The sequence below is a fragment of the Streptomyces sp. NPDC060209 genome (assembly GCF_042728155.1).
GTDB lineage: Bacteria > Actinomycetota > Actinomycetes > Streptomycetales > Streptomycetaceae > Streptomyces.
The window spans coordinates 1-12,314 of sequence record NZ_JBHWZS010000255.1 but is presented as its reverse complement, the minus strand read 5'-3'; the positions used below and the strand labels follow the sequence as shown (position 1 = coordinate 12,314).

Below are 12,314 nucleotides of genomic sequence, written 5' to 3'. Positions count from 1 at the left end.
GTCCACGGGGCCGCCGCCGTGCCACCAGTCATCGCAGGTGGCGGGAGGTGCGGGTGAGGCTGGAGGTACGGAACCGGGCGAGATCACCAGCCCGCAGGGGCGTAATCCTTCAGGAAGCAGCCGTAGAGCTCCTCACCCTGCTCGCCGCGCACGATCGGGTCGTAGACCCGGGCGGCGCCGTCGACGAGGTCGAGCGGGGCGTGAAAACCCTCCTCCGCAAGGCGGATCTTGTCGGGGTGCGGCCGCTCGTCAGTGATCCAGCCGGTGTCGACGGCGGTCATGAGGATGTGGTCCTTCTCGAACATCTCCTGGGCGCTGGTGCGCGTCAGCATGTTCAGCGCGGCCTTGGCCATGTTCGTGTGCGGGTGCCCCGCGCCCTTGTAGCCACGGCCGAACACCCCCTCCATCGCGGAGACGTTCACCACGTAGGCACGCCCCGCCGCGGCCCTGGCCATCGCGGGGCGAAGCCGGCTGATGAGGATGAAGGGCGCCGTGGAGTTGCAGAGCTGGACCTCCAGGAGCTCGATCGGCTCGACCTCGTCGACGGTCTGGATCCAGCTGTTCGTGTCGTGCAGGTCGGGGACCAGACCGCCGGCGTCGATCGCGGTGCCGGCGGCGATGCGGGCCGGCGAGGCGGACCCGGTCACCAGGGCGAGATCCGTGACGTCCTGAGCGCTCAGGCCCTCGCCCTCCTTGCGGGCGGCGGGCAGCGCGGCGACACGGTCGACCGTGCCGCTGCCGAACGTGCCGATCACCTGGGCGGCGGGCAGCTCGCCAGAAGGGAGCGGGGCGGACTCGGCGGCGAGCAGCTCGCTGTAGGCCTGCGGGGAGCGGCGGACGGTCTGTGCGGCGTTGTTGATCAGGATGTCCAGCGGGCCCTCGGCCGCGACCGAGTCGGCGAGCGCGACGACCTGGGCGGGGTCACGCAGGTCGATGCCGACGATCTTCAGGCGGTGGATCCACTCGTCGCTGTCCGGCATCGCCTTGAAGCGGCGGATGGCGTCGCTGGGGAAGCGGGTGGTGATGGTGGTGTGCGCTCCGTCGCGCAGCAGCCGCAGCGCGATGTACATGCCGATCTTGGCGCGGCCGCCGGTGAGCAGGGCCCGGCGTCCGGTGAGATCCGTGCGCGCGTCGCGCCGGCTGCGGTTCTCCTTGGCGCACTGCTGGCAGAGCTGGTGGTAGAAGGCGTCCACCTCGACGTACCGGGTCTTGCAGATGTAGCAGGACCTGGGGCGCTGGAGTATGCCGGCGATCTCGGCGGTGGCCGAGGAGGACGGGAGTACACCCTGCGTCTCGTCGTCGATGCGCTCGGCGGAGCCGGTCGCCGTGGCTTCCGTGACGGCCTTGTCGTGAGCGGTCTTGGCGGCGCGGCGCTCCTGGCGGCGGCGCTGCTTCACGGTGCGGTAGACCCCGGCGGTGGCCCGGCGCACGGCGATGGCGTCGGGGTGGTCGACATCGATGGTGTCCAGCTCGTCGAGCACGCTCAGGCAGACAGCCAGCCGCTCCGGGTCGATACCGGGACCGAACTCGTCGATACCGGGAGCGAACTCCTGGCTGTCCTGTGTCACCGTCATTGCCGTTCCTCTGTCACTCGTCACTCATGCCGCTGTCGGGGTGGGTGGGGAGTGATCCGGCCGGAGCCGGCGAGGGCAGGCGCGCACGGGCCGAATTGCCCCGGTCAAGTCTGCCATGAGTCGGGCGTTGCTCCGTTCGGCTGTCATCCCCCGCTCTCGCTGACCGAGAGGGGGGTCGCGATGTCCTCCAGGGACTTCTGCTCGGCCGCCACCGCGAAGAAGACCGCTACCAGCCCCGCGGCCACCATGAGGATGGCTCCGATGCAGAACGCCAGGACGGTGTCGCCGACCACCCCGCTGGCGGCCAGTTCCGCGAAGACCAGCGGGCCGGTGATGCCTCCTGCCGCCGTACCCACGGCGTAGAAGAACGCGATCGCCATCGCCCGGGTCTCCATGGGGAAGATCTCGCTCACCGTGAGATAGGCGGAGCTCGCCCCGGCCGAGGCGACGAAGAGGACCAGGCACCAGCAGCCGGTCATGGTGACGGCCGTCAGCGACCCGGCGCCGAAGAGCCACGCGGTGCCGAAGAGGAGCAGGCCGGAAAGGATGTACGTCCCCGCGATCATCGGCTTGCGCCCCACCGTGTCGAAGAGGCGGCCCAGGAGGAGCGGTCCCAGGAAGTTGAAGGCGGCGATGACGGCGAAGTAGTACCCGGTGGCGCCGCTGGAGACGTCGAAGAACTTCACCAGGATCGAGCCGAAGCCGAAGGTGATGGCGTTGTAGAGGAACGCCTGGCCGATGAAGAGGGAGATTCCGAGGACGGCCCGCTTGGGATACGAGCGGAAGACGGTCCGGGCGATCGTTCCGAAGCCGGTGCTCTTGCGCTGCCGCACCGTGATGGCGGGCTCGGCAGGAGGAAGACTGCTCCCGGTCTCCGCCTCCACTTCGCGCTCCACGCCGTCGACGAGCTTCTCCGCCGCTTGGTCCTGTCCGTGGATGAACATCCAGCGGGGACTCTCCGGCACGTGGCGGCGCACCAGGAGGATGACCAGTCCGAGGACCACGCCCAGCGCGAAGGTGAGCCGCCAGCCGATGTCCTTGGGAAAGATGTCGGTGTTCAGCGCGAGGACGGAGAGCAGTGAACCGGCCACGGCGCCGAGCCAGAAGCTGCCGTTGATGATGAGGTCGACGCGGCCCCTGTACTTGCTGGGGATCAGCTCGTCGATGGCCGAGTTGATCGCCGCGTACTCCCCGCCGATCCCGAAGCCCGTCAGAAAGCGGAAGAGGAAGAACCACCACGCCGAGAAGGAGACCGCGGTGAGCGCGGTTGCCGCCAGGTAGACGGCGAGGGTGATCAGGAAGAGCTTCTTGCGTCCGAAACGGTCGGTGAGCCACCCGAAGACCAGCGCACCGGAGCAGGCGCCCGCCACGTACAGCGCTGCGGCGATGCCGGTGACCTGCGCGTCGGTGATGGCCAGTCCGCTGCCGTCCTCGGACAGCCGGCTGGCGATGTTGCCGACGACCGTGACCTCGAGTCCGTCGAGGATCCAGACCGTGCCCAGGCCGATCACGATCATCCAGTGCCAACGCGACCAGGGCAGCCGGTCGAGCCGTGCCGGGATCCTGGTCGTGACTGTCGGTCCGCCTGCCGTGCCGGTGCCGCTCATGAGCCCCTCCTCCGCTTCCGGAACACACAGGTGCCCTGAACGAGGCGCGAGTCACACCTCGGCCGTGCAGGGTAACCGGAACCACCCGCTCGAACACGGACCGTTACACCCGATGGCTCCATCCGGCCCTGTCGCGGATCTCCGAAAAAAACTTCGGTATTCGGTGGCATTACTTCCGGATAGCGGGGCATGCGCCCGTCACTGCAGCGGAAACCAGGGAGGGCGACACCATGACGGCCATGTCAGTGCGAACCACCGAAGCGATCGGCACGGCGGCGACGCGGTGCGACGAGGCGGGCGGGGTTGCGGACACTGCTGCGCTTCCGTGGATCGAGGACGCCGGCAAGGTGGCCCCGCAGGATGCCCGGGCCATGTCGAAGCTCTTCTTCGACCGGCTCCAGGTCCTCGAGGAGGGGACCCACGAACACCAGTACGCGCGCAACACCCTGATCGAGATGAATCTCTCCCTTGTGCGCTTCGCCGCCTCGCGGTTCCGCAACCGGGGCGGTGACGACACCGAGGACATCATCCAGGTGGGGACGATCGGCCTGATCAAGGCGATCGACCGGTTCGACCTGTCGCGCGAGGTCGAGTTCGCGACCTTCGCGGTGCCGTACATCGTCGGTGAGATCAAGCGGTTCTTCCGCGACACGACCTGGTCCGTGCACGTGCCGCGACGGCTCCAGGAGCTGCGGGTCGAGCTGGCCAAGGCCAAGGAGCAGCTGTCGGCGAAGCTCGACCGCGACCCGACGGTCGCGGAGCTCTCCGCACACCTCGATCTCCCCGAGGAGGAGATCATCGAGGGTCTCGTCGCCGCCAACGGCTACTCCGCGGGCTCCCTGGACACCCCGAACGCCGACAGCGAATCGGGCAGTGACCAGCGCGCCTACGCCGATCTCCTGGGCGAGGACGACCCGGGGATGGAGAGCGTCGAGAATCTGCACACCCTGGCTCCGCTGCTGCGACAGCTGGACGACCGGGAGCGGAAGATCGTCCGTATGCGCTTCGGTCAGGAGATGACGCAGGCGCAGATCGGCGCTGAGCTGGGCGTCTCCCAGATGCACGTGTCGCGCCTGCTCAGCAGGATCGTCCAACGCCTGCGCGCCGGAATGAGCGTCGAGGCCTGATCCGACAACGTACGCACTGGACGACTGAGGCCCGGCCGAGTGCCGGGCCTCAGTCACATATGCTTCCTGCCGATACGGCCGTGGGTCTCCCGTGCCGTCCGTCGGAGGGGGTGGGTGTGACCGAGTCGCCGTTGGAACTCTCTGCGCGTACGCAGCCCGGCGTGATTCCCGAGCAGCAGAGGGTGCCGGTCTCCGAGGCGTCCGTCTGGGACGTCGACGCGGTCCTGCTGCTGGTCGAGGACGACTCCGGGGACGCGCTCCTGGTCGAGGAGATGCTCACCGACAGCGAGCTGGACGCCCCGCTCACGTGGTGCAAGACGCTGGCCGAGGCGCGGCGGTTCCTGCTCGGCTGCCGCACGTCGGTCTGCGTCCTGCTGGATCTGCACCTGCCCGATGTGAACGGCCTCGACGCCGTCCGTCAGCTCGTCGAGTCCGCCCCCGATGCGGCCGTGATCGTGCTGACCGGTCTCGACGAGTCGGAGACGGGGCTGTCCGCGGTGGCGCAGGGCGCCCAGGACTACCTGGTCAAGGGCCGGATCGATCCCGAGGTGCTGGGCCGCGCCGTCCGCTACGCCCTCCAGCGCAAGCACGCCGAGCGGTCTGCGGCCGCTATGCGCACCAGCCGGCTGATCGCCCAGGAGAACGCCCGTCTGGAACGCGCGCTGCTGCCGATTCCGCTGCTGCTGGACGACAGTTTCCAGGTGGCCGCGCGCTACGAGGCCGGGCGCGCCCACGGGCTCCTGAGCGGCGACTTCTACGACGTGGTGCAGACCGCCGACGGCGCGGTGCACGCGGTGATCGGTGATGTGTCGGGGCACGGTGCCGCGGAGGCCGCCCTGGGGGTCTGTCTCCGTGTCGCGTGGCGCACGGCCGTACTCACCGGTGTCACGCAGCGCGAGAAGATCGGTCTCCTGGAGGAGATACTCGTCGCCGAGCGGTCCGATCCCCATGTGTTCGCCACCGTGACCACGCTCGTCTTTCCGCCGGGCCGGGACAGGGTGCTCGTCGCTCGGGCCGGGCACCCCGGACTGCTGCTCCGGCGCGGCACGGAGGTCAGCTGGGTGGAGCCCGACGCCGGCATGGCCCTCGGACTGCTGCCCGGCGCCGGCCGCTGGACGATCACGGAACTGGAGCTCTCCCCCGGCAGTGAGCTCGTCCTGTTCACCGACGGCCTGTTCGAGGGGCGTACGGGGCCCAGCTCCCGGCTGGGCGAGGAAGGCCTGCTGGCCATGGCCGGCAAGTACGGCGCGCTGGAACCCCGCGCGTTCGTCGACGCGCTGATCGCCGAGGCCACCGAGAGTGCTTCTCCGTACGGCGGACTGGCCGACGACGTCGCCGTACTTCATCTGGGCTGGAAGGCGAACTCATGAGCACCGAGGAGCCGGCTGCCGGTCGGTCCGGCCCGATAGCCCGGCTGTCGGTACAGAACTGGGTCCACCTGATCCTGGCCGGCTTCGTGCTGGTGGTCTGCGGATGCCTCGTCGTGGGCGGGCTCGTCCTCTCCCGTATCTCCGACCGGACCACGGACCTCGTGGACCGCATCCAGCCGGCCCGCTCCGCCTCGTTCCAGCTGCAGAACTCGCTCCTCGACCAGGAGACCGGGGTGCGCGGTTTCGCGCTCACGGGTGACACCTCGTTCCTGGAGCCCTATGAGGCGGGCATGCGGGCCGAGCGGGAGCGGATGGCCCGGGTGCGCTCACTGACCGGGAACGAGCAGCCGTATGCCGAGGACCTGAACCGGATCGAGAGGGCGTCCAAGCAGTGGCGGACTCTGCGGGCCGAGCCGCTCATCGCGGCGGTGCGGGCGAGCGGGCCCACCGGCGCGTCCTCGGCCCCGATCACGCGCAGCAAGTCGGAGTTCGACGCACTGCGCCTTCTGTACACCACCCAGCAGAACCACCTGGACGACGCACGCGACACGGCCCGCGCCGAGCTGGATGACGCGCGCACCACTCGCGACCGGGTGCTCATCGCTCTGGTGATCGGCTTCGTGCTGGCCGTCGTGTCGCTGAGTCTGCTGCTGCACCGCATGGTGGGCCGGCCGCTGGACGCGCTGACCGCGGCGTCGAACAAGGTGAGGTCGGGCGCTTTCTCAGGGAAGATCGACGTCCGCGGCCCGTCGGACGTCAGGGCGGTGGCCGCGGCGGCCGAGGACATGCGCCGGCGTCTGGTCGCGGAGCTGGCCGAGACCCAGGAGCGGGAGACGCTGCTGGCCGAGCAGACCACGGAGCTTCGCCGGTCCAATTCCGAACTGGAACAGTTCGCCTACGTGGCTTCGCACGACCTCCAGGAGCCGCTCCGGAAGGTGGCCTCCTTCTGCCAGTTGCTGGACAAGCGGTACGGCTCGGAGCTCGACGACCGCGGCAGGCAGTACATCGACTTCGCGGTCGACGGCGCCAAGCGGATGCAGGTGCTCATCAACGACCTGCTGACCTTCTCCCGGGTGGGCCGGGTGCAGCAGAGCTGGAAACCCGTCGATCTCGACGCGGCCCTGGACCGGGCCCTCAACAATCTCACCCTGGCCGTCGAGGAGTCCGGAGCGGTCGTCGTACGCGAGGAGCCGCTGCCGGAGCTGCTGGGCGACTCGACGTCGCTCACCATGGTGTGGCAGAACCTCATCGGGAACGCGGTCAAGTTCCGCCGGACCGATGTGCCGTGCCGGATCACGGTCGGGTGTGTCCGTGAGGGCGAGGACTGGCATCTGACGGTCGCCGACAACGGCATCGGGATCGCGCCGGAATTCGCCGACAAGGTCTTCATCATCTTCCAGCGCCTGCACGCCCGCGACGAGTACGAGGGAACCGGAATCGGGCTCTCCCTCTGCCGCAAGATCATCGAGTTCCACGGTGGCCGGATCTGGCTGGACCCGGAACCTGCCGAGGGCACACTGATTCACTTCACCCTGCCCGTCCTTCCTGAGGCCCCCACGCACACCACGGCGGAGCTGCTCGCCCCCGCCCCGCTCACCCCCCGGTCGGGAGACACCCCGTGAACGACGCCGTCAAGCCCATCGAGGTCCTGCTCGTCGAGGACGACCCCGGCGACGAGCTGATGACCCGTGAGGCGTTCGAGGACAACAAGATCCAAAACACCCTCCATGTGGTGCGCGACGGGCAGGAGGCTCTGGACTTCCTCTACCGCCAGGGCGAATACGGTGACGCCCCGCGCCCGGACCTGGTGCTTCTGGACCTGAATCTGCCGAAGTACGACGGCAGGCAGGTCCTCGAGCGGATCAAGACGGACCCTGAACTGGCGCTGATCCCGGTAGTGGTCCTCACCACGTCCTCGGCCGAGGAGGACATCCTGCGCAGCTACAAACTGCATGCCAACGCCTATGTCACCAAGCCGGTCGACCTGGAGCAGTTCATCGGGGCGGTGCGCCAGATCGACGACTTTTTCGTGAGCGTGGTCCGACTGCCCCCGCGTGCGTAAGATCTGGAGGGATCTCCCGGAGTGGGATCTCTCGACGCGGGTAGACGAACGGCGAGAAGAGGTCTGCGACCTCCCCTGCGGCGCCCTGGCTGGAGCACATGAACGAACAGGCCACTTCACGGCCGGACGACCCCTTCCAGGGGTCCCCGTCCACGGAGGTTCTGCTCGCCGCTGAGGTGTTCGACGGCGAGCCCGGATGCATCGCGCAGGCGCGCGCGCTCGCCGACCGTTTCCTTGCCCGGCTCGCGGCCGAGTGGCTCGCGGTCCTCGGCGAGCACACCCGCAGCGATCTGATGCTGGCGGTCAGCGAGCTCGTCACCAACGCGGACCGCTACAGCCACGGTCCGTATCTGCTGGAGCTGGAGGGCGACGCGCGGCGCATCAGCGTCACGGTGTACGACAGCAGCACGGCGCTCCCGGTGCTCTACTCGCCCGACCCGGCCCGCCTCGGCGGTCACGGCATGGAGATCGTGGTCGCGCTCTGCGATCGGCTCACGGCCGAGCGGGTGCCCGTCGGCAAACGCATCCGCGCCGAGTTCATGCTCAGCACCTGACCGGCGCCGCGGTGCCCGGCCCAGGGACGACGGCCGATCCCGTGCCGTTCCGGATACCTGGCGCGGTCGGCCGGTGGCATGGCGTCACCTCTTCGGCGAACTTCTGAGCCCTCGGGCAAGGAGGACTACCGTCAGGAGGAGGACCCAGGAGTACTGGACGTACTACTGGAGCAGTACGCCGTCGCCGAATCGCCGCCTCAGGGACGACGACGCGGCGGCTCGGACGGGACATCGTGGTGTACATGAGTTCCCTCGCGCTTTCCGTGCTGCTGTCACTGGTCTCCGCCGTCGCCTACGCGGCCGGCGCGATCGTCCAGGAGCGCGTGGCCGCGGCCGGTGGCAGCCGCCCCTACGCACCGCTGCGCAACGGCGTCTGGTGGGTGGCGGTGGCGCTCAACGGTGTGGGAGCGGTGCTGCACGTCGTGGCGCTGGCGTACGGGCCCCTCAGCCTCGTACAGCCCCTCGGAGCCCTGACGATCGTCTTCGCGCTGCCGATGGCCGCGCTCTTCGTCCACCGCAGGGCGGGGCGGACGGCCTGGCGCGGCGCCGTGATGGCCACGGTCGGCCTGGCCGGTCTGCTGGCTCTCACGGGGAGCGCCGGATCCCACACGCTGGCCGGGCCGGAGCAGTTCGTGCTCGCGACCGGGACAACCGGCGCCGTGGTGGTCCTGATGGTTCTCGCCAAGGGGCTGCACAGGCCGATGCTGCGCAGCGTGGTGCTGGCCACCGGCGCCGGTGTGGCCTTCGGCATGGCGTCCGTGTTCACGAAGACCGTGGCGGTGGAGTGGACCTCCGGCGCGGTGACCTCCGGGCTGCCGACCCTCCTGGTGATCGCGGGGCTCGCAGCCGCGGGGCTGCTGCTCTCCCAGGCCGCGTACCGGGGCGCCGGGCTGACGGCGCCGCTCGCGACGGTCACCGTGGTCAACCCGGTCGTCGCGGCCGCCGTGGGCATCACGATGTTCGGGGAGCAGTTCCGCTACGGCATGACGGGCACCCTGCTCGCCCTCGGCTGCGGTGTGCTGGCGGCGGCCGGTCTGGTGCTGCTGACCACGGAGCGGGTGGGAGCCGAGCGGCGTACGCCGGAGCGGACGGGATCCGGGGAGCGCACGCCGGAGGAGCGCGTCGACGCGCCTGCCGGGGGCGCCGACGCGCCTCACACAGTGGTGCTGCCCGAGCCGGCGAAGCCCGTGGCTCCCCAGGGATCGGCGGTTCTGCCGGACCCGTTTCCGGCCCCCACGGCGCTCTCCCTCCCGCTGACCCTGCCGTTGGACCACGGCGGCGGGCGCGTGGAGTTCGGCGGCAGGCGACCGGCTGCCGGCCCGGCCCGCCGGGGTGACTTAGAGGGCCGGGCAAGGACCGTTCAGACGCTGACGCCGCCGGCCCTGAGGTAGGCCAGGGGGTCGATGTCGGATCCGTAGCCGGGGCCGGTACGGATCTCGAAGTGCAGGTGCGGGCCGGTGCTGTTGCCGGTGGATCCCGAGCGTGCGATCCGCTGGCCGCTGCCGACCTGCTGCCCCTCGCGCACATGCAGCGAGGAGAGGTGTGCGTACTGGCTGTACCTGCCGTCGCTGTGCCGTATGACGATCTCGTAGCCGTACGCGCCCGCCCAGCCGGCCGAGACGACCTTGCCCGGCGCCACGGCCTTCACGGAGGTGCCCGTGGGGACCGGGAAGTCGACGCCCGTGTGGTAGCCGCTGGACCACGAACCGGCCTGGTGGTACGGGGTTCCGGTGCGGGCCGACACGGGGGCGGTGAGGCCGGAGCGCGGCTTGGACGCCTTCTTCTCAGCGGCGGGCCTGGCCTTCTCCGTGGCCTTCGGAGTGGCTTTCGGGGTGGCCTTCGGGGTGGCGGGCTTCTCCGTGGCCTTCGGGGTGGCGGTCCTGGGGGCCGCCTTCTTCGCGGCCTCGGGAGCGGCGGGCCTGGGCGCGGCCTTCTGCTTCGGGGCCGTCGGCGGGGTCGCGGTCACGTCCAGGGTCAGCCGCTGTCCCGGGATGATCAGGTCGGGGTCGGTGCCCACCACGGTGCGGTTGGCCGCGTACAGCTGCTGCCAGCCGCCCCGGACCCGCTCGGCGGACGCGATGCCGGAGAGGGAGTCGCCGCGCGCGACGGTGTACGACTCGCGCTGACCGGGCACGGCGGTGGGTGACGCCTTGGCCGCCCCGGTGTCACGGGCGGCCTTCTTCGAAGGGCCGGACTGCGACGTCTTGCCCTGCCCGGCCTCGACGGCCACCTGCCGCTTCGACTGCGGGGCGACGTCGGGCGCGTCACCGCCCTGCTTCAGCCCGGCCCGTACGGAACACGTCGGCCAGGCCCCCGGGCCCTGCCCGTCGAGCACCTTCTCGGCGACTGCTATCTGCTGGTCCTTGGTCGCCAGATCTGCCCGGGCGGCGTAGGCCGTGCCTCCGTAGGCGGCCCAGGTCGACCGGGTGAACTGCAGGCCCCCGTAATAGCCGTTGCCCGTGTTGATGTGCCAGTTCCCGGTCGACTCGCAGGCGGCGACCTTCTCCCACACATCGGTCGTGGCAGCCCCTGCCGAGGCAGCCGTGAGAAGCGGGAGCGCGATGCCCGCGCCTCCCGCCGTCACCGTGAGCGAAGCACGGTTGATCCGGCTGGGCTGGTATCTGCGGTGCCGTCCGTTCGCGGCCATGATCAGGCTCCCCCACTGGCAGTAGGACACGTCGCAAGCGGCCAACTTATGGGCACACAGCGGGTGATGACAAGTGAACAGTGAGCGCTTGCCGCCCAGTGGCCCCGGCGCACAACCCCGGCGGGCGGAACGGGGATGCCCCTCGGCCGCCGCTGCCGCATGACCGTGAGCTGACGGAAGAGCAATGGGAGAGCGCTCTATCTCCTCGTCCTCCTGATGCTATAAATGCGCTCATGACCGATGCTCTGCGACCGGCCGGCGCGGCCCCCACCCTGGAGGATGTGGCGCGGGCGGCCGGTGTCTCGCGCGCCACGGTCTCGCGCGTCGTCAACGGGGTGCGCAACGTCGACCCGGCGATCCAGGAGGCCGTGCGACAGGCTGTCTCCGTCACCGGCTACGCACCCAACCGCGCGGCCCGCTCGCTGGTCACCCGTCGCACGGACGCCATCGCCCTGGTGGTGTCCGGTGCGGGGGTCGAGCCGGACGGCCGAGGCCCCGCCGAGGAGGGGTCCTTCACCGCACAGGTCTTCGCGGACCCGTTCTTCGGCCGGGTGGTGACGGGGGTCGTCAACTATCTGCGGCCGCGCGGGATGCACCCGGTGCTGATGTTCGCCGAGACCTCGCGGGCCCGGGACGAAGTGGTGGCGTACCTGCGGCAGGGCAGCGCCGACGGGGCGCTGATCGTGTCGACGCACGCGGAGGACCCGCTGCCGGGCCTGATCGCGGATGCCGGCCTGACCGCCGTCCTGTACGCGCGCCCTGCCCGGCCGGTCGGGATCAGCTACGTCGATCTGGCCCACCGGGACGGCGCCCGCCTGGCGGCGGAGCATCTTCTGGCGCGCGGCTGCCGGCGGATCGCCACCATCAGCGGGCCGCTGGCCGTACCGGCGGGGCGGGAAAGGCTGGCGGGCTTCCAGGACGCTCTGGCGCAGAGGGGATCATCCGTTCCCCCGGTCGCCGAAGGGCAGTTCACCCAGGAGAGCGGTGAGGCCGCGATGGAGCGGCTGCTCGCCGAACACCCCGACCTGGACGGGGTGTTCGCGGGGAACGACCTGATGGCGACGGGGGCCTGCCACGTCCTGCGAGAACACGGCAGACGGGTACCCGAGGACGTGGCCGTGATCGGCTTCGACGACAGCAGCGCCGCCTCGGCCTGCCGGCCGCCGCTCACGACGGTGCGGCAGCCGGTGGAGGACATGGCGGCGGAAATGGCCGGTCTGCTGCTGGACCGGCTGGCCGCACCGGACCGGCCGGTGACGTCGGTGATCTTCGAACCGGTGCTGGTGGTACGGGATTCCGCTTAGGAGCCCTTCGTCCGGATCAGACCGGCCTGCGCCGCGAGGGGTCTGCCCGGTGACCGCGCCGCACCGCGG

At 70.3% G+C, this 12,314-nt stretch carries 10 protein-coding genes; 7 read left to right on the top strand and 3 right to left on the bottom strand.

Annotation, left to right across the window (positions count from 1 at the left end; translation table 11 throughout):
- Positions 1-83: 83 nt before the first annotated feature.
- A complete protein-coding gene (locus ACFWFI_RS33250) occupies positions 84-1,574 on the bottom strand; it encodes an SDR family NAD(P)-dependent oxidoreductase (protein ID WP_387397587.1) in 1,491 nt (496 codons plus the stop codon).
- Between the two features lie 143 nt (positions 1,575-1,717).
- Positions 1,718-3,181: an MFS transporter gene (locus tag ACFWFI_RS33245; protein WP_387397584.1), complete on the bottom strand. Its 1,464-nt coding sequence runs from the start codon at positions 3,179-3,181 to the stop codon at positions 1,718-1,720.
- Positions 3,182-3,411: 230 nt separating this feature from the next.
- On the opposite strand from ACFWFI_RS33245, the gene ACFWFI_RS33240 reads away from it, so the two are divergent.
- From ACFWFI_RS33240 to ACFWFI_RS33215, 6 genes are all read left to right on the top strand, one after another.
- Positions 3,412-4,308 (top strand): RNA polymerase sigma factor SigF, encoded by an 897-nt coding sequence (locus tag ACFWFI_RS33240; RefSeq protein ID WP_387397581.1) that lies wholly within the window; start codon positions 3,412-3,414, stop codon positions 4,306-4,308.
- A 116-nt stretch (positions 4,309-4,424) separates the two neighbouring features.
- A complete protein-coding gene (locus ACFWFI_RS33235; RefSeq protein WP_387397579.1) occupies positions 4,425-5,678 on the top strand; it encodes a PP2C family protein-serine/threonine phosphatase in 1,254 nt (417 codons plus the stop codon).
- Positions 5,675-7,300 (top strand): sensor histidine kinase, encoded by a 1,626-nt coding sequence (locus ACFWFI_RS33230; protein WP_387397576.1) that lies wholly within the window; start codon positions 5,675-5,677, stop codon positions 7,298-7,300. The genes ACFWFI_RS33235 and ACFWFI_RS33230 overlap by 4 nt, the downstream gene beginning before the upstream one ends.
- Positions 7,297-7,740 carry a response regulator gene (locus tag ACFWFI_RS33225; RefSeq protein WP_387397574.1) on the top strand — a complete coding sequence of 148 codons (444 nt, stop codon included), beginning with the start codon at positions 7,297-7,299 and terminating at the stop codon, positions 7,738-7,740. Before ACFWFI_RS33230 ends, ACFWFI_RS33225 begins: the two co-directional genes overlap by 4 nt.
- A 98-nt stretch (positions 7,741-7,838) precedes the next feature.
- Entirely contained in the window at positions 7,839-8,294 is a 456-nt protein-coding gene (locus ACFWFI_RS33220) for an ATP-binding protein (RefSeq protein WP_387397572.1), read from the top strand.
- Between the two features lie 242 nt (positions 8,295-8,536).
- Positions 8,537-9,685: a DMT family transporter gene (locus tag ACFWFI_RS33215; RefSeq protein WP_387397569.1), complete on the top strand. Its 1,149-nt coding sequence runs from the start codon at positions 8,537-8,539 to the stop codon at positions 9,683-9,685.
- Here the strand turns inward: ACFWFI_RS33215 and ACFWFI_RS33210 are convergent.
- Entirely contained in the window at positions 9,655-10,941 is a 1,287-nt protein-coding gene (locus ACFWFI_RS33210; protein WP_387397567.1) for a transglycosylase family protein, read from the bottom strand. The genes ACFWFI_RS33215 and ACFWFI_RS33210 overlap by 31 nt on opposite strands.
- A gap of 233 nt (positions 10,942-11,174) precedes the next feature.
- Between ACFWFI_RS33210 and ACFWFI_RS33205 the strand changes: the two genes are divergently transcribed.
- A complete protein-coding gene (locus ACFWFI_RS33205) occupies positions 11,175-12,245 on the top strand; it encodes a LacI family DNA-binding transcriptional regulator (protein ID WP_387397564.1) in 1,071 nt (356 codons plus the stop codon).
- Positions 12,246-12,314 lie beyond the last annotated feature (69 nt).